This is a genomic window from Rhodoferax sp. GW821-FHT07F03 (assembly GCF_059418745.1).
Map to the genome: position 1 here is coordinate 26,186 of NZ_JBWKQM010000004.1, position 19,219 is coordinate 45,404.

The window sequence follows — 19,219 nt, forward strand, 5'->3', positions numbered from 1 at the left end:
CTCATGCTCATCGCTACGCGTATCGCCGCCCCCCAAGGGGGCGGGTCAGTGCCTACGGGCGGCCGGGCGGTACTGACATGCTGCTGGCCTTGATGAAGAAAGAGCTGCTGGCCCTATCGCGCGACATCCATGGTATGGGTGCGCTGTTCATCATGCCGATGGTGTTCATCATCGTCATGTCGATGGCGCTGAAGGACGTCTACACCCCGTCCACCAAGAGCCTGACCTATGCCGTCGTGAACCAGGACCAGGGCAAAACCGCCACCCAACTGGTCGAGCGCTGGGCCAAGGAAGCCGGTGCCGCGCAGCCTTTACCCGAGAAATGGCAAGACGAAGTGCACGCCGGCCGCCTGAAATATGTGCTGCTGATTGAAGCAGGTTTCTCCAAGGTGATGGACGACCTCGGTAGCCAAGGTCAAGCCAAGGTGCGCCTGCTTGCCGAGCCGGGTCTGGACAACAGCGTGTTCGAAACCAGGCGCATGAACCTGCTCACCATCGCCGCGCAACTGCGAGTGGAAGGTCTGGTAGCCAGGCTGCCCCGCAAACTGAATGTGAATGCCTCTGCTCTGACCGGCGATGCACCAGTGGCGGCCGAGCGCATGGCGCAGGGGCCACGCCCGACCGCGGTGCAGCAGAACGTGCCGGCCTGGCTGGTGTTCGGCATGTTTTTTGTGGTCGCCTCCATCGCCGGCTTGTTCGTGGAAGAGCGTGCCTGCGGCGCACTGGCGCGCTTGCGCAGCCTGGGGGGCCGGCCGTGGCAGTTGATCGTGAGCAAGATTTGCCCCTATTTGGCGGTCAACGGTGTGCAGGCGGCGCTGATGCTGGCGGTCGGCGTCTGGCTCATGCCCTGGATCGGCGGCGAAGGCCTGTCGCTGCAGGGCGTTCATTGGGGGGCGTTGCTGCTGATGCTGCTGGCCATCAGTCTGGCGGCTGTCAGCCTAGCGCTGGCCGTGGCCTGCCTGGTCAGTACCCATGCGCAAGCGGCCACCTTGGGCCCTATTCTCAATGTGCTGATGGCGGCTTTGGGCGGCGTGATGGTGCCGCTGTTTGTCATGCCGCCTGTCATGCAAAAAATTGCGGCCTACTCCCCCATGAACTGGGGTCTGGAAGGCCTGCTCAATGTGCTGTTGCGCAGTGGCGATGTTGCCAGCGTGTTGCCTCAGGTCGGTCGGCTGGCTGGTTTTGCCATGCTGATGTTGATGATCGCCTTTGGCCTGTTCAGACGTCGAGTCTGACGCAGAAATCCTGTCCACTCCAAAAAATGGATAAACCCGTTTATTTTTAACGGCCTTTTCCTTTTGTGTCACGCAACAGGTGCCTCATTTCTTGGGAAACCAGCCTTGAAGCGTGCTTCACATCTTGTGATCTCGCTACTTCACTACAAAAATGGTCGAGCGATCGGCGCTGAGTGCCACGGCCGCGACGGCCAACACGCCGTAGACGATCGGCTCATATGCGGGATCGATGCCGATGGCAGCGATACCGATCCGCAGAACCGTGACCGTCAGCACGCCGACCAAGGTGCGAGCGAAGCCACCCACTCCGCCGGTCATGGCCGTACCGCCGATCAGCACCGCAGTGATACTGGGCAACAGCAGGCTGTCAACGATCGACGGGTTGCCGCTATAGGTGCGTGCCGCCATCGCCATGCCCGCCAGCCCAGAAAACAGTCCACTTACCGCGAAGGCCAGGATCTTCACCCGTCCGACACGAAGGCCGGAGAGTACGGCGACCTTCGGGTTCAAGCCGATCGCATAGACCATACGCCCAAGTGGCATCCAGTGCATTAATGCGGCCAGTACGCCAAGCGCCGCTGCCGCGAACGCGAATGCATGGGGGACACCAAAGCTGCTGCCTTCAAGCCAGCCGATGGCGAAGTAACCGGCGCTGATCGGAATGGTGCTATGGGCGATCGCCAGTGCAATACCTGACCACAGGCCGAGTCCGGCAAGCGTAACGATGACCGAGGGCAGTTGCGCGCGCGCGTGGAGAACGCCTTGTACGGCTCCGACCAGGGTACTGAGGGTCAGTGCGCCTACCACCGCGCCGGCGCCCATTGTCGGCAGCGCGAGTGCGATCAACACCGACACTAACGCAGCCAGTGCGGCCATCGACAGATCGATCCCGCCAAGCAGGAGCACCAGGGTCTGGCCAGTGGCCAGCAGCAGGATCACGCTGGACTCACCCGCCAGCAGGCTGAAGTTGTCAAGGGAGAGAAAAGAAGGCTCCACAGCCCCCATGGTGGCCAAAAGCGCGAGCAGAACACTCAGCGGCAGGAACGGCCCGATGGCGCGTCGCATACCGCCTTTGGCTCGTTGAACAGCAATCCATCTTGCATCCATAGTGTGAACAGGCCCTAGACCATGCACTCCAGTATCTGAAGTTCGGATGGCTTCGTTTCGCCTTCCGGGAAATGACCAGAAACAACACCGTCCTTCATCACGATGATGCGGTCGCTGAGCGCCGTCAACTCGTCGTAGGTGTCGGCAATCAGCAAGATGCCGATCCCGCTTTGTGCCAGTTCGCGGATCAGGCGCGTGATGTCCATCTTGGCGCCCACATCAAGACCGCGCAATGGATGGTCAAGGATCAGAATTTTGGGGCTGCCTGCAACCAGCCATTTGGCGAGCACGATTTTTTGCTGGTTGCCGCCACTGATATGCTGTGCCTGGGTCTGAGCCGCACCGGGGACGATGCGCAGTTGCGCGATCCAGCCCTCCACCAGGGCCTTTTCGCGGGCACGGTCGAGGAACAGACCACGGCACAGCCCGTCGAGATGGGCCAGCGTCATGTTCTCCTGGATGCTCAGACCGGCGACGATGCCCTCGGCGTCGCGGTCGGCCGGTACATAGCCGATGCCGAGCCGTACCGCATCGGCAGGCTCGCCAAGTTGAACCGGCTGTCCGTCGAGCAAGATCTCGCCGCTATCGGGTTGTTCGATGCCGAATAGTGCACGGCATAGGCTCTCGCGCCCGGATCCCGCCACGCCGGCAATGCCGAGTATTTCTCCGCCCGAAAGATCGAAACTGATGCCGCGGTAACTGTTGCCGCAGCAGAGCGCACGTACGCTCAGGCGGGACTCCGTTTGACGTGCGGGCCGGGCCTGCGCGGGGCAGGATACACCGAGCTCGCGGCCAAGCATCTGCTGCTGCAGGTCGGCGATGCTGAAGTCCTTTCGATCTCGTTGCGCCACGCAGCGACCATCATTCAGTACGTAGATGCGGTCACAGACGCGCAAGGCTTCATCGAGCCGGTGGGTGACAAACAACACTGAGGAACGTTCACGCAGGTTTTCGATCTGCGCCAGGACGGCCCCGATGTGCGAGGCGTCCAGCATCGACGTCGGTTCATCGAGCAAGATAACCGGCTCGTTCTGCACGCGTTCCTCGATCGCCAGAACTTTCGCCAACTCGACTATTTGCCGTTCGGCGAAAGACAAGCTGCCGGTTCGTGCCGACGGCGATATGTTGGAGCCGAGTTTGCGGAGTTGCATGGCAGCCAGCGCGCGCAGCGCCTTCCAATCATAGAAGCCGCAGCGTAGCGCAGCGCCTTCATGGCCCAGCAGGATGTTTTCCGCGACGCTCAGGTTGGGCAACAGAGACAGTTCCTGGAATACCATGCCGATGCCCACATTGGCTGCGTCGGCAATCCCTTTCAGCCCAAGCACCTTGTCGCGTAATACGATGCGCCCGGAGTCGGGTTGGCATAGGCCGCACAGTGTTTTGAGCAGCGTTGACTTGCCGGCTCCGTTGGCGCCGACAAGGCCAACCACTTCGCGTGCGCGGATTTCGATGGAGACGTCATCAAGCGCGCGGGTGCCACCGAAGCTCTTGCTCATCCGCTCGACGCGCAGCACCGTTTGCCTCATCGGACGATCCGCAGCCGGCTACGCAGGCGCCATGTCGCGGTCAGGGACGCTGACAGAATAATCGCTCCTTCGACCGCCTTTTGAAGGTCGGGGGTGACGCCGATGAAGATCATTCCGTTCGCAAGTACGGCCAGTATCAGTGTGCCTAACGCCGACTGCACCACGCCGCCGCGACCGCCGCTCAGCGAAGTTCCGCCGATCACCACGGCGGTGATCGTAGCCAACATCTGCCCGAGGCCGATATCGACATGCCCGAGGCCGATCCGTGTCGACCCCAGCACGCCTGCCAGCCCAGCCAGCAGCCCGGAAACGGCAAATGCCGCCACCTTGTAGCGATCGACCGGGAGACCAGAAAGGCGGGCCTGATCTTCACCATCGCCGATCGCCAGGCTATAGCGGCCAAAGCGCGTGTAATTTTGCAGCACATAACCCAATGCAAGCACTAGGCAGGCGACCAGCGCCAGGTTCGATACCGCCCAAGTCCTGCCGAGGCCGAATGCGCGCAGCGACTGGTCCTGGATCAGCGGCGGCTGGCCGCCCGACACCAGCATCGCCAGGCCCATGGCGACCGACGAGGCACCCAGCGTGGCAATGAAGGAAGGCACGCGCAGTCGCGTGACCAGCAGTCCATTCAAAAAGCCGATCGCCAGGCCGGGCAGCAACGCCAGCACGACGCCAAGCCAGCCAAGATCGAGACCGCTGCGGCTGTTGAGGATCAGCATTGCGACCGTCAATGAGCAAGCCGCCATGACACCTTCGATCGACAAGTCGATGGATCCCTGCAACACCACGAATGTCATTCCGACGGCCAGGATCAATGGAATGGCCGAGCGGTCTGCAATCACCTGGAGGTTTTCCACCGAGGCGAAGCGCGGTTCGACCAAGCCAAAGCCGAGGCACAGGACGATCAGCGCAAGGCCGGGGCCCCAGAGCTGCCAATTGGCGAACCTCAAAATGCCTTGCCGGTATTGCGGCTCCATAGATTGGCGCAGTCCCATTCCGGTACATAGGCCGACGCTTGCGGGTCGCCACGAAACTGCCCTGCATTGTCCTTGGTGATGACCTGCAGCTTCAGATAGAACTCACGCCGCTCATTCGGCCAGGCGTTCGGCAGCGGCACTTGTCCGGTGAGCACGCACACCCCCATCGCCAAGCCGATGCTGCCTTGGTAGTAGGCGTCGCTCGATACCGTGGCGTTCATCTCGCCTTTGACGATGGCGTCGATTGCCTCCGGAATGCCATCGACACCGACCACCGGAATCTTGCCGGCCAGGCCTGCTGCGCGCAAGGCTTCCAGTGCGCCCAAGGCCATGTCGTCATTGGCCGCCCACACAGCCTTGATCTGGGAGCCGTATTTCGCCAGCCAGGTCTGCATGACCGGAAAGGCAGCGGTACGGTCCCAATTGGCGGTCTGCTGGTCCAGAAGCTGGATACCCGGTTGGTCTTTCAGCACCTGCTGTAAGCCGGCAAAGCGCTTGCGCGCGGGATCGGTATCAAGCCGCCCTTGCAGGGCCACGATGCCGCCCTTGCCTCCAATTGCATCGACCAGGATTTTCGAAATCGCCACACCGGCATCGAGACTGTTGACCGCCACATGCGCTACCCATTGCGGGTTGCCATCAAACGGATGTAGGCCCTCGCCATGTGCCCAGTGGGTGACGACCCAGGCGCCGGACCGATTGGCTGTGTCGACCATCGGCTTGATGACCGGGTCGGAATTCGGCTCGACATTGAAGATCGTGCATTTGGGATTGGTGCTCAGTAAGCCCCGCATCAACGATACCTGTTTGTCGGAATCACCCTGGTTGAGTTGCAGCACGTAGCGCTGTTCGAGCCCCGCCCAGCGGGCAAACAGGCGGCCGCCTTTGTCCAGGTTGGCATGATAGGGTTGAGCGATCTCTCGCATCGAATTGACCAGCCGGATCTGCGATTTTTCGCAAAGTGGCGCCGCCACGGCAATTTGTGCGTCAAGCGCAGGCAGCACGCATATCGCCAACGTTGAAATTATCCTTATGCCGTGCTTCATATTGCTTGTTCTCATCTATGTGTCGATTCGAAGGAAAGATCGTCGTTGCTTACGTTCGATGGTGCGGATTGCCCGCCGATGCGTTAATCCAGACGTCCAATTCTTGGGAGACATCCATGATTGCGACACCGAGCTGAAACTGACATACTAGCTTCGTCAAATACGCTCTTGAAGGCGCATTTTCGCTGCGCCCGTCATTCCGGACAAGATGCCGGTTGATTGGGATGACGCTTTTGTATTTCGGACCAATATGGCAATGGCTCTCCCTAGCACACCGTCAGACTGGAAAACCGAGATCGTACGATGCGATGCAGAGTTCGTGCTTTATAGAGTGCAACAGCCGGATATCGACGTAGCTAGGCTAGCGTTGACGCCGGCCAGTGATTCTCCGGCATTGGTGAGCATTGGCCGTCTTGCCAATGAGTATGCGTTGAGAGAAGCGCTTGATCCGCAGTGGGCGGTTTGTCCTCTGGAGTTGATTCGCCGAGATGGGCATTCCTTTCTCATGTTGGAGGACCCTGGCGGGGAGCCGCTTGACGGCCTGCTTGGGCAAGCGATGCAGCCGGGCCTGTTCCTGCGGGTTGCGAGCGGGCTGGCAACGGCGTTGGCGCGCTTGCATGCACGGGGAATTATTCATAAGGACATTAAGCCGGCCAATGTTCTAGTCGATGTGCGCGGTGGCGCGGTCCATCTGATGGGGTTTGGCATTGCTAGCCGTTTGCCTCGTGAGCGCCAGGTGTTGGCGTCCCCCGAGGATTTTGCCGGTACGCTGGCCTATATGGCGCCCGAACAGACTGGTCGTATGAACCGCTCTATCGATTCTCGTAGCGACCTTTATGCGCTGGGGGTCTCGTTCTATCAAATGCTGACCGGGGTGCTGCCGTTTAACGCTTCCGACCCGATGGCATGGTTTCATTGCCATCTCGCTCAGCAGGCAACGCCACCCGCCGAACGTGTGCACGGCATTCCCGAATTGTTGTCGGCCATAGTCATGAAACTGCTGGCCAAAACGGCCGAGGAGCGTTACCAGACCGCCGCCGGCCTGGAGGCCGATTTGCGTCGCTGTCTGGCGCAATGGGAGTCCTCGCCAGGGCTGGCCATCTTCCCGCTCGGCGCGCATGACGCCTCAGCCCCATTGCTGATCCCCGAGCAGTTGTACGGACGAGAGACCGAGATCGCGCTCCTGGCGGCAAGCTTCGAGCGGGTCGCCGCTAAAGGCGTACCTGAATTGGTGCTGGTGTCCGGCTATGCCGGCAGCGGCAAGTCCGCACTAGTTGGCGAGTTGCATCAGGTGCTGGTGCCACGGCACGTCCTGTTCGCCACGGGCAAGTTTGAGCAATACCAGCGTGACGTCCCCTATGCGACGCTGGGCCAGGCTTGCAGCGTGCTGGTGCGGCAGATTCTCGGCCAGAACGAAGCGCAGGTGAGCCGGTGGCGTGACGCGCTGCAAAGCGCACTCGGCGCGAATGGGCAATTGCTCACGATGCTGATTCCCGAACTTGAATTTCTGGTCGGAAAGCAGCCCGTAGCGAAAGAGCTTCCTCCGCAGGAGGCACTCAATCGTTTTCAAACTCTGCTGCGGCGCTTCCTCGGCGTGTTCGCGCAAGCCGAACATCCGCTGGTGTTGTTCCTGGACGATTTGCAGTGGATAGATGCGTCGACGCTGGAGTTACTGGAACACCTGCTCGCCGAGCCCGAAGTGCGCCACCTGCTGCTGATCGGCGCCTATCGGGACAGCGAAGTCGACGCCCTGCATCCGCTGATGCGCATGCGGGATGCGATGCGCCGCTCCAGAGCGGTGGTCTTGCAGGAGATCGTGCTCGAGCCGCTTACCTTGGGCGACGTGGCGCAGCTGCTGGCCGACACCCTGCGCTGCGCGTCGGAGCATGTTCTGGGCCTTGCGGAACTGTTGCAAGAGAAGACCGGCGGCAATCCATTCTTCACGATCCAGTTCATTTCCGCGCTGGCCGAAGAGGGTTTGCTCGCATTTGAGCCGGACGCGGCCGCCTGGACCTGGAACGTGGCGAGCATTCGAGCCAAGGACTTCACCGACAACGTCGTTGAGCTGATGGTCGGCAAGCTGTGCCGCCTGCCCGCCGTTGCCCAGGAAGCACTGAAACCCTTCGGCTGCCTAGGCAGCAGCGCCACGACCACCCACCTGAGCCTGATTAGCGGGATGTCGGAGGCGGAACTCAATGCCGCGCTGTGGGAAGCGGTTTGCGTCGGACTCGTGTTCCGCTCGGAAGGCGGCTATACCTTCCTCCATGACCGTATCCAGGAGGCTGCTTATTCACTAATTCCAGCGGGTGAGCGCGCGGCGCAACACCTGCGGATCGGCAGGCTGCTCGTGTCACACATGGCGCCGAGGGATATTGAAGAGAAAATCTTCGAGATCGTGAACCAGTTCAACCGTGGCAGCGAGCTGATGACATTGCCAGGTGAGCGCGAGCAGCTCGCCGAACTCAACCTCGTCGCCGGCCAACGCGCCCAGGAAGCCACCGCGTATGCCGCCGCGCTGAAATACTTTGCGATGGGCCGCGCGCTATTAGCATCGGATAGCTGGGAGCAGCGCTACGTACTGAGCTTCGGGCTCGAATTCCATCGGGCCGAATGCGAATACCTGACCGGCGATCTGGCCGCTGCGGAAGTACGCCTGTCGATGCTGATAGGGTATGCCGCAAACCATGCCGACCTGGCTGCAGTCACCTGCGCCCTCGTGAACCTCTTCACCACCGTCGATCGCAGCGACCGCGCCGTCGAGGCTGGTCTCGACTACCTGCAGCGCGTCGGCGTGCAATGGCCGCCCCACCCCACACGCGACGAAGTGCAACGGGAGTTCGAGCGCATCCAGCAGCGGCTTGGTCAGCGCGAGATCGAGGACTTGATCGACTTGCCCCTGATGGGCGACCCCGATTCGCGAGCAACCATGGACGTGCTTACGACTCTGTTGCCGCCTGCCTTGTTCACTGACGAGAACCTGCCTGGCATGGTCGTGGGTCGTATGGCTAACCTCAGCCTGGAGCATGGTCATAGCGATGGTTCGTGCCTGGGTTATGCCTGGCTTGGCATGTTCCTTGGACCACGCTTCGGCGATTACGAAGGTGGATTCCGCTTTGGAAAATTGGGGCTGGATCTGGTGGACAAGGGCGGGCTGGACCGTTTCAAGGCTCGCGTGTATGTGCATTTCGGAAATATCGTCAATCCGTGGACACGACCGTTCCAGACCGGCGGCGCGTGGGTACGGCGCGCCTTCGATGTCGCCAACGAAAATGGTGACCTGACCTTTGCGTTGTATAGCTGCAACCACTTGGTGACCAACTTGCTTGCCACTGGTGAGCCCTTGGACAACATACAGCGCGAGGCCGAGAATGGGCTGGATTTTGCACGCAAGGCGCGCTTCGGACTGGTGGCCGATATCCTGACCGGGCAGCTGCAGTTGATTCGAACTTTGCGCGGCGTGACGCCCGGCTTCACCTCCTGGGAGGATGCTGGACTCGACGAGCAAGCATTTGAACGACGTCTGGAGCAGGACCCGCACCTGGCTATCGCCGCATGCTGGTATTGGATCCGCAAATTGCAGGCGCGGTTTTTTGCCGGCGACCATGCCAGTGCCATGACCGCGGCAGCGAAGGCGCAGCGCCTGCTATGGACCTCGCCCTCGCATATCGAGATGGCCGAATACCATTTTTACTGCGCACTCGCGCATGCGGTGCAGTACGACCAGGCAAGCGCCGAGCAGCGCATCCAGCACCGCTCGGCATTGGCCAGTCATCTCCGGCAGCTGGAGGAATGGGCGCAAAACTGCCCGGAGAATTTCAGCAACCGTGCGGCACTGGTCGCTGCCGAGATCGCCCGTATCGAAGGCCGCGAACTCGATGCGATGCGCCTGTACGAGAAGGCCATCCAATCGGCCCGCGAGAACGGCTTCACACACAATGAAGGGCTGGCTTTCGAGCTCGCGTCCGAGTTTTACCGAGCGCACGGGTTTGCGCCCTTTGCCACGACCTATCTACGGCAGGCACGTGACTGCTATAGCCGCTGGGGTGCCGATGGCAAGGTGCGGCAGCTCGACGAACGCTATCCGCAACTGCGCGCCCAGGCGGAGAGCGTGTCCGGCATGCCGCTCGATGGCCTTACCCAACTGGATCTGCTGTCGGTCACCAAGGCATCGCAAGCCATCTCCGGCCAGATCGTGCTCGACGAATTGGTCGAGACCCTCATGCGCATCCTGCTCGAAAATGCCGGTGCCCAGACTGGTTGCCTGCTGCTCTTGCGCGATGACGAGCTGACCCTTGCCGCCAATGCCAGCGTCGACCGGCAGACGGTGGTGGTGCATCTGCATGACGCGGGGGGGCAAGTGCATCCCCCTCTGCCCTCGAGCGTCCTGAACTACGTCCGCCGCAGTCGGGAACAGGTGCTTCTCATGGATGCGGCTGAACCGCATCCTTATGCGACGGACCCCTATTTTTTGCAGGGGTGCCACAAGTCCGTGCTGTGCCTGCCCATCCTGCGCCAGTTCGCGCTGGTCGGCCTGCTGTACCTGGAGAACAACCTTGCCACCCACGCCTTCCCCCCTGGCAGGGTCAAGGTACTGGAACTGTTGGCGAGCCAGGCCGCCATTTCACTCGAAAACGCCCTTCTCTTCACCGCCTTGCAAAAGGAGAACAGCGAGCGCAAGCGAGCGGAGGCAGCGCTGCGCGAGAGAAATTCGCGCATCCGGCGCCTGGTCGAATCCAACATCATTGGTGTCTTCTTTTTTGATATGCAGGGCGGTATCGCCGAGGCGAACGACGCTTTCCTGCATATCGTGGGATACGACCGCGACGAGCTGCTGTCCGGGTCAATGCAGTGGACTACCCTCACGCCACCGGCATACCGCGCACTCGATGCGCAGAAGGCGGCGGAGCTGCGCAGAACCGGCGCTTGCTCACCGTATGAAAAGGAATATCTGCATAAGGACGGGCGCCTCATTCCGGTGCTGATCGGCGCCACTCTCTTCGAAGACTCACAAGAACACGGTGTCGCCTTCGTGCTCAACCTGACCGAGCGCAAGCAAGCCGAGGTGGAACGCACCGCCCGCAAGAACGCCGAGGCCGCCAACGCCGCCAAGGGCATTTTCCTGGCCAACATGAGCCATGAACTGCGCACACCGCTCAATGGCATTCTGGGCTATGCACAGATACTGCAGCGGGACAAGACGCTGGACGCATCACATATCTCGGCACTGAACGTGATTCAGCAAAGCGGCGACCACCTGTTGACCCTCATTAACGACATCCTGGATTTCTCCAAAGTCGAAGCCGGCAAGCTGGACCTCAATCTGACCGAGATGTCTCTCATCCGGTTTTTGCGCGTGATCGCGGAGATGATCTCGGTAAGGGCGGCGCAGAAGAACCTGAACTTCCGTTGCGATCTGGCCCCTGGCTTGCCTGCGTGGGTCAGGGCCGACGAAAAGCGGCTGCGCCAGATCCTGCTCAATCTTCTATCGAATGCGGTCAAGTTCACCGATAGCGGGGTAGTCAGCTTGTACGTAAGCCTGACGACAGCGGGCCAGATCCGTTTCGAGACACGCGACAGCGGTATCGGGATCGATAGCGCGCAACTGGACACGATCTTCGTGCCGTTCGAGCAAACCGGCGACATGGGGCGCCGGACCAGCGGCACCGGCCTCGGTCTGGCCATCAGTCGTCAATTGGTGCGCTTGATGGGGGGCGAGATCCAGGTCGAGAGCCGGGTCGGCGCAGGCAGTGTATTTTGGTTCGAACTGGACTTGCCGGCGGTCGAGTCAAAAGCAGAAGTCGCCGATCAGCCGGAGATCGCCGGCTACCTGGGGCAGCGCAAAAAAATACTGGTGGTGGATGATATTGTTGAGAATCGGACTTTGGTGGTCGACATGCTGGGCCAGTTTGACTTCGAGACCGCAGAGGCCGCGAACGGTGCGGACGGACTGGAAAAAGCGCATGCGCTAAAGCCCGACCTGATCCTGATGGACCTCGTCATGCCTGGCATGGGCGGACTGGAGGCAATGCGCCGGCTGCGTGAACAACCAGAATTCAAGGATGTGCCGATCATCGCGCTTTCAGCCAGCGCTTCCCCCAGTGATCAGCAGGACAGTTTGGCGGCTGGTGCGAACGCATTTTTATCGAAGCCGATTGACTATCGACGCCTGCTGGCGGAAATCGCCGCTCTGTTGGACCTGAGCCTGGTCTACGAGGTGAAACAGCCTGCTCCGGCATTGAACAATACAAACCTCGATCTGCTGATCGCACCGCCAGCGGACAAGATCGAAGACCTGTATCGCCTGGCTCGGCAGGGAAACATGCAACATATTCTGCAATGGGCAAACCGTTTGGATGCTCTTGACGAGCGGTATAGGCCGTTCGCCAATCAATTGCGGATATTGGCCAATGGATACCAGTCCAAGGCGATCCTGAGTTTTGTAAAGAAACATCGGAAAGGCATGGTGGGCATATGAACCTGAAGGCCGTACCCGTGGCAGGGATCATTTTTTTCCTATTTGGAATATGTTCGACTGCATTCGCGCAGTTGCCTCTTCGAATTGCCCGGATTGAAAACATCCCGGATCAATTCGTGGGCGGAGAAATACTAAAAGTCGTGTACAGCCGCCTGAATATGCCAATCGAGCTGGTTGACCTGCCGGCGAAAAGAGCGTTGATGGAGTCCAGCGCAGGGCGACTGGATGGTGAAGTTCAAAGAAACATCATGGTTCAAACGCAATACCCGACCCTGGTAATGGTACGGCCGGCACTCAACTATATTGAGCCATCCGTATTCTCTAAGAATGAGCGGTTTGAGGTGAAAGGATGGGACTCTATAAAACCCTTCAATATCGGAATCGTGCGTGGCGTCGGCACCTCTGAAGACGGCACCCAAGGGATGAAGTCCGTGCAAGCTGTCAACACCCTTGATCAACTGATGTTGATGCTGGCACAGGATAGGGTGGACGTTGCGGTTTCCGATTCATTCAGCGGGCTGGCGGCCGTGAAAAGGTTGGGGCTAAAGGATCGGATCAGGCTACTGACACCGCCCTTGCAGAAGAACGAGATCTATCATTTTTTGCACGAAAAGCATCGCGACCTGATTCCCAGAGTCGAACAGGTTCTCAGCGAGATGCAGTCCAGCGGCGAGCTGGAGCGGCTGCGCAAGCAAATTGTCGAAAGCTATCTTGCGAAACTGGATGGTTCCATCCCGGGAAAGTGATCAGCCATGGAGCACTTGCCGGACAAGGCAATTGAAAACCGTTCCATAACACGGCGCTTGGCGGCGACGCTTGTCGCAACCGTTCTCATCGTGTCGGCAGTGGCCGTCGCCGCCATGCACTATGTCGTATCGCAGGCCGCGGCAAGAGCCCTGGAGCAAAGGGCGGACGAAACACTTGCCTATCTTGTGGGCACTCTTTCCGTACCGCTGTGGACGGTTGATGACGATGGAATAAAGACCATCGGCTTGGCAATCTCGCGTGATGAGTCGATTGTTCGGCTGATCATCCGGAATCGATCGGGCGCAGAAATTTACAGTGTCGACAAACAAGAAGGTGGCGGCCGGATAAACAGGTCTGCCCCAATATTTCACAAGCAAGGAAACCAGGAAATCCAGGCCGGTGAAGTCGCTGTTTCTCTGACACAAACAATCAACAAGGAAAGCAATCGCCAACTGCTTTTTTTCTCGACGGGCATCATTTTCCTGATTCTGATTTCGGTTGTGCTCGTTGCGGTTATTTTTATCCGCATATCGTTGCGTAAGCCCTTGAATAGCCTCAATGAGATTGCGAACCGTTTTGCCGCTGGTGCATACGACCCGTCAGGCCATGTCGTTCCATATGTGGAATTCCAACCCTTTGGTACGGCATTGGATCAAATGGCAAGCAAGATAAAGGGGCAAATCGGGATGATTCGGGAGGCTGAGGTCCGGTATCGGAATATCTTTGAAAACGCCCTGGAGGGTATCTATCAAACTTCGCTTGAAGGGCGTTTCTTGCATGCCAATCCGGCAATGGCAAAAATCCTGGGATATGACTCGCTCGGTGAATTGGAGGCGAGCACGCTAAACATTCCCCATCAGATTTACCTGCATTCCGAGGATCGCGACAAGGTACTTGCGCTGCTTCTTGAGCAAGGTGCCGTCACCAGATATGAAATTCAATTTCACCGCCGCGACGGGCAGATTATTTGGGTTTCTACCAACGCCCGCATGGTGCGTGACGAAGCGAATGTTCCGCTTTTCATTGAGGGATTTCTCACTGATATCAGCGAACACAAAAGGGCCGAGGAAGAAATTCACAAACTCAATCAGGAACTCGAACAACGCGTCTCGGACCGCACCGCACAACTGGAACTGGCGAACAAGGAGTTGGAGGCTTTTGCCTATGCAGCGGAAGCCGCCAATCAGGCCAAGAGCGCCTTTCTGGCCAACATGAGCCACGAATTGCGTACGCCCCTGAATGGCATTTTGGGCTATGCGCAGATACTGCTGCGGGACAAGACCCTGAGCGAGCGCGAGTCCTCCGGACTGAACTTGATCCAGAAGAGTGGCGAACATTTGTTGACGCTGATCAACGACATCCTGGATTTTGCCAAGATTGAAGCCGGTAAGCTCGAACTCTACGTGACGGACATCCAGTTCCACACCTTCTTGCGCGTCATCACCGGGATGATCGAAGTCAAGGCCGCGCAGAAGGACCTGGACTTCGGTTGCGACCTGGCACCGGACTTGCCCGCCTGGGTGCGGGCCGACGAAAAGCGTTTGCGTCAGGTTTTGCTGAATTTGTTGTCCAATGCCGTCAAGTTCACCGACCGTGGCTCCGTGCGCCTGGCCGTGAGCAGCCCGGTCCCTGGGCGCTTCCGGTTCGACGTGCAGGACAGCGGGGTGGGCATCGGCGCCGATCAATTGGAGGCGATCTTCAAACCGTTCGAGCAGGCAGGCGACCTGCAGCACCGCATCGGCGGCACCGGCCTGGGCTTGGCGATCAGCCGCCAATTCCTCAAGTTGATGGGTAGCGACGTGCAGGTCCAGAGCCGGGTCGGCGAGGGCAGTACGTTCTGGTTCGAGGTGGACTTGCAGGTCATCGCGTCGAAAGGCGGTGTGACCCACGAGCCGGGGCCTATGGGTTACGCAGGCATGCGCAAAAGAATACTGGTGGTGGACGATGTGGCCGACAACCGGGCAGTGGCGATCGACATGTTGAGCCAGCTCGGCTTCGAGACTGGCTCGGCGGTCAGCGGCATGGACGCACTGGAGAAAGCACAGGCCTTACGGCCGGACCTGATACTGATGGACCTGGTCATGCCCGGCATGGACGGGTTGGAAACGACGCGCCGCCTGCGCCAGCTACCGGACTTCGAGGTTGCGCCCATCATCATGCTCTCGGCCAGCGCTTCGGTCAGCGACCAGGAGCAAAGCCGCCAGGCCGGCGCCAATGCATTTTTGGTGAAGCCGATCGAGTATGAACGCCTAATGGTACAGATCGGCCGTCTCCTGCGCCTGGATCTGACCTACGAACCAACACAGGGGCCATCAGTTTCGGGCGATGGGGGGGCAGGTGCGTTCACCCTGCCGCCGCAGCAGGAGATCGATGACCTGTATCAGCTGGCGCGCCTGGGGAACATGCAGGACATCTTGCACTGGGCAGACCATCTGGACGACCTGGACGAGCGCTATCGCCCCTTTACCAATCAACTGCGCCTGCTCGCCAAGGGCTACCAGTCCAAGGCTATCCTGAACCTGGCAAAGTACTGCCTTAACAGCAGTGAATCCATTTTCAAGTAACTGCGCTTATTGCAAATGAAGGGCATAAGCCTATACTTTTTCCGTCGATATTTATTTTTATAACGGATCCGTTATGAACACCAGCACGGGTTCCAGGGGGCCAAGCCCCAACATCCTCATCGTGGATGACACACCGGTTAACGTGGCCGTGCTGGCGGAACACCTCGTCAGCCATGGTTTTTCGGTAATGGTCGCCCAGGATGGTGAAGAAGGGATCGAGCGCGCGCAGTTCGCACCGCCGGACTTGATTTTGCTGGATGTGATGATGCCGGGCATCGGCGGTTTCGAAACCTGCCGCAAGCTGAAATCACTTACCGTCACGAAAGATATCCCTGTCATTTTCATGACTGCCCTGTCCGACATCGGGGACAAGATCGGTGCCTACAAGCTCGGGGGCGTCGACTACGTGACCAAGCCGTTTCATGCGGAGGAGGTGCTGGCGCGCATCAACACGCACTTGAGCTTGCAGGCCATGCAGCGGCAGCTGCTGGCACAGAACCAGCAATTGCAGCAGGAAATAGCGGTACGCCAAAAAGCCGAAATGGTGTTGGCACAGCGCTCGCAGGAGTTGGCGCGCTCGAACGCGGAACTCGAACAGTTGGCCTACGTGGCGTCGCATGATCTGCAGGAGCCGCTGCGCATGGTGACGAGCTATGTGCAACTGCTGGAACAGCGCTATGGAGGCAAGCTGGATGCCGAAGCGCATGAATTCATTGGGTTCTCCGTTGACGGGGTCAAGCGCATGCAGGCCTTGATTGACGATTTGCTGACCTATTCGCGGGTTGGTACTAAGGCTAAACCCTTGCAGGCGACCGATTGCGATGCGGTGCTGAAAACAGTCCTGCAGTCCCTTCGCATAGCCATCGAGGAGAGCGGTGCGCAGATCCAGTGTGCCGTAATGCCGGTGGTACAGGGAGACCCCGCGCAACTGACGCAGTTGTTTCAGAATCTACTTGCCAACGCGATTAAGTTTCGCGGCTCGCAAGCGCCGCAGATAGAGATCCGGGTTGAACCGGAGAATGATTTCTGGCGCTTCGAGGTGAAGGACAATGGCATCGGCATTGCGCCGGAATATTTCGCTCGGATCTTCGTGATGTTCCAGCGCCTGCACAATCGCAGCCGTTACCCGGGCACCGGCATCGGGTTGGCGATCTGCAAGAAGATTGTAGAGAGGCACGGTGGACGCATCTGGGTCGATTCGGAGCCCGGACAGGGTGCAACATTCAAATTCACTTTGTCACAGGTGCCACAGACAACAGGAGAGGCATCATGAATGGAATACTACAGGTGCGCCCGATCGAAATCCTGATGGTGGAGGACAACCCGGGCGATGTCCGCCTGACCCAGGAAGCACTGAAAGATGCGAAGGTATCGAACACGCTGCGAGTGGTCGAGGACGGAGCGGCCGCGCTCGACTACCTGCATCAACGTGGTGAGCATATCAATGCCCCTCGTCCCGACCTGATTTTGTTGGACTTGAACCTGCCAAAGAAAAATGGCCGGGAAGTGCTGGAAGAAATCAAGGAGGATGAAAGTCTGAAGACGATACCGGTAGTCATCCTGACCACCTCGCAGGCTGAAGAGGACGTAGTGCGTGCGTACAGCCTGCATGCGAACTGCTATATCACCAAGCCGGTCGACTTCACGCAGTTCGCCAAGATCGTGCGAACTATTGAGGATTTCTGGCTTAGCATCGTGACACTACCGCCAAGGTAACGCGATGAGCACTAGTCCCACCAAAATTTTATTGATCGAGGACAACGCCGGCGATGCGCGGTTGATCGAGTGCATGCTCGAGCAGCTGCAAGAGCCAGCGTATATATTGACCTGGGTTGACAATCTGACCGATGGAATAACGCATCTGCAGACCCAGCCGTCGGATGTTCTGCTGTTGGACCTGGGCTTACCAGAAAGCAGTGGATTGGCCACGTTGCGAGCAGTGTTGGAGCGCTTTCCGGCCGTTCCCGCCTTGATCGTACTGAGCGGCTTGAGCGATGAGGATATTGCCGTTCAGGCAGTGCAGTCCGGTGCGCAGGACTATCTGGTAAAGGGGCATGTCGACTCCGCATTGTTGGTGCGCGCCATACGTTATTCCATGGAACGCAGCCAGGCCAAGCAGGCACTGCGCCAGGCCAATGATGATCTGGAGCGTCGGGTGCTGGAACGCACCGCCGAATTGGCCGCCACGATTGACGCCCTTCATACCGAGATATCGGAGCGTCAGCAAGCCGAAGAGCGCATCCGATATATGGCGCACCACGATGCATTAACTGGGTTGCCCAACCGCGAGCTGTTGGAGGATCGCCTCACGCAGGCGATCGCCTATGCGCACCGAAATCGCTCGCAGGTGGCGGTTCTCTTTGTTGGGCTGAACTATTTCAAATACATCAACGATTCACTAGGACATAAGAGCGGTGACTATTTCCTGCAGTTGGTCGCAGCTCGCTTGAAAGAATGCTTGCGCGAAGGCGACAGTTTGGCGCGCGCTGGCGGCGCTGAGTATGCGTTATGTCTTCCTTTGTTAACGGGGGCAGGCGATGCCGCATCCGCGGCACAAAGGGTGCTGGATGTCTTGGGTCAAACTGTCTTTGTGGATGGCAATGAATTGCATGCGAGTGCCAGTATCGGCATCAGTTTGTATCCGGGTGATGGCATGGATGTTCATAATTTGATGCGTGCCGCCGACACTGCCATGAACCATGCCAAGGTGCGAGGTCGAGGGAACTACGAGTTTTTCACACCCGCGCTCAACCAAGCCGCACAGCAGCGTTTGGCGCTGGAACACCAATTGCGGCAGGCCTTGACGAAAGGCGAGTTTGTGATGCACTACCAGCCTCAGGTAGACATGGTCAGCGGTGCCATCCTTTCGTGTGAGGCTTTGTTGCGCTGGCACCGCCCGGGAACTGAGCCGGTTTCGTGTCCAGATTTCATTTGGATTGCCGAAGAAACAGACTTGATCCTGCCTCTTGGCGAATGGATATTGCGCGAGGCCTGCCGCCAGCTCAAGCAATGGCAGGATGCCGGTCATCCGCAACTGCGCGTGGCTGTCAATTTGTCCGCACGCCAGTTTTACCAGCCACGCTTCTGCGAACGGATTGCGGCGATTCTTGAAGAAACCGGCCTGAGCGCTTCCAGCCTTGAATTGGAGATTACCGAGAGTCTTTTGCTGCAGCGCAGCGATGACGTTCTCGATATTCTCAATCGGCTCTGTCAAATGGACATACAACTGACGTTGGACGACTTTGGAACCGGCTATTCCAGCCTGGCGTATCTGCAGCGCTTTCCAATTCAGGTGTTGAAAATTGACCAATCCTTTGTGCGCGGGATCGGCCAGGACCGCAACGCCACTGCGCTGGTTTCCGCGATCATTGCCATGGCCGATGGCCTGGATCTGAAGGTCGTGGCGGAGGGCGTCGAAATGATGCAGCAGATCGATTTCCTGCTATCCCGAGGCTGCACCGATGCGCAAGGTTTTTATTTCAGCAAAGCGGTAGCGGCAGATGCGTTTATTGGGCTGTTGAACCGATGACATGGTTGAC

The 19,219-nt window shown here is 58.9% G+C and carries 11 protein-coding genes; 7 read left to right on the forward strand and 4 right to left on the reverse strand.

Annotated features, from left to right (window positions below; translation table 11 throughout):
- Positions 1-77: 77 nt before the first annotated feature.
- Positions 78-1,235 carry an ABC transporter permease gene (locus tag AC07R0_RS06635; RefSeq protein WP_495104278.1) on the forward strand — a complete coding sequence of 386 codons (1,158 nt, stop codon included), beginning with the start codon at positions 78-80 and terminating at the stop codon, positions 1,233-1,235.
- Between the two features lie 135 nt (positions 1,236-1,370).
- On the opposite strand, the gene AC07R0_RS06640 is transcribed toward AC07R0_RS06635, so the two are convergent.
- Genes AC07R0_RS06640 through AC07R0_RS06655 form a run of 4 tightly spaced genes read right to left on the reverse strand, consistent with a single transcriptional unit; the run spans position 1,371 to position 5,894 of the window.
- The gene (locus AC07R0_RS06640) at positions 1,371-2,300 is read right to left on the reverse strand and encodes an ABC transporter permease (RefSeq protein WP_495098724.1); all 930 of its coding nucleotides are present in this window, start codon (positions 2,298-2,300) and stop codon (positions 1,371-1,373) included.
- Positions 2,301-2,356: 56 nt separating this feature from the next.
- On the reverse strand, positions 2,357-3,856 hold the full coding sequence (locus AC07R0_RS06645) for a sugar ABC transporter ATP-binding protein (protein WP_495104279.1): 1,500 nt from the start codon (positions 3,854-3,856) through the stop codon (positions 2,357-2,359).
- An 8-nt stretch (positions 3,857-3,864) separates the two neighbouring features.
- The gene (locus AC07R0_RS06650; RefSeq protein ID WP_495104280.1) at positions 3,865-4,848 is read right to left on the reverse strand and encodes an ABC transporter permease; all 984 of its coding nucleotides are present in this window, start codon (positions 4,846-4,848) and stop codon (positions 3,865-3,867) included.
- Entirely contained in the window at positions 4,818-5,894 is a 1,077-nt protein-coding gene (locus AC07R0_RS06655) for a sugar ABC transporter substrate-binding protein (protein WP_495104281.1), read from the reverse strand. Before AC07R0_RS06655 ends, AC07R0_RS06650 begins: the two co-directional genes overlap by 31 nt.
- 208 nt (positions 5,895-6,102) lie before the next feature.
- On the opposite strand from AC07R0_RS06655, the gene AC07R0_RS06660 reads away from it, so the two are divergent.
- The 6 genes from AC07R0_RS06660 to AC07R0_RS06685 all read left to right on the forward strand — a co-directional run bounded on the left by AC07R0_RS06660 (position 6,103) and on the right by AC07R0_RS06685 (position 19,209).
- A complete protein-coding gene (locus AC07R0_RS06660; RefSeq protein WP_495104282.1) occupies positions 6,103-12,369 on the forward strand; it encodes an AAA family ATPase in 6,267 nt (2,088 codons plus the stop codon).
- On the forward strand, positions 12,366-13,115 hold the full coding sequence (locus AC07R0_RS06665) for a substrate-binding periplasmic protein (RefSeq protein WP_495104283.1): 750 nt from the start codon (positions 12,366-12,368) through the stop codon (positions 13,113-13,115). The genes AC07R0_RS06660 and AC07R0_RS06665 overlap by 4 nt, the downstream gene beginning before the upstream one ends.
- A gap of 6 nt (positions 13,116-13,121) precedes the next feature.
- Entirely contained in the window at positions 13,122-15,680 is a 2,559-nt protein-coding gene (locus AC07R0_RS06670) for a PAS domain-containing hybrid sensor histidine kinase/response regulator (RefSeq protein ID WP_495104284.1), read from the forward strand.
- Between the two features lie 73 nt (positions 15,681-15,753).
- The gene (locus AC07R0_RS06675) at positions 15,754-16,953 is read left to right on the forward strand and encodes an ATP-binding protein (RefSeq protein WP_495104285.1); all 1,200 of its coding nucleotides are present in this window, start codon (positions 15,754-15,756) and stop codon (positions 16,951-16,953) included.
- Complete coding sequence (locus tag AC07R0_RS06680) at positions 16,950-17,396, forward strand: response regulator (protein ID WP_495098732.1); 447 nt, start codon at positions 16,950-16,952, stop codon at positions 17,394-17,396. The genes AC07R0_RS06675 and AC07R0_RS06680 overlap by 4 nt, the downstream gene beginning before the upstream one ends.
- A 4-nt stretch (positions 17,397-17,400) precedes the next feature.
- Entirely contained in the window at positions 17,401-19,209 is a 1,809-nt protein-coding gene (locus tag AC07R0_RS06685) for a two-component system response regulator (protein ID WP_495104286.1), read from the forward strand.
- Positions 19,210-19,219 lie beyond the last annotated feature (10 nt).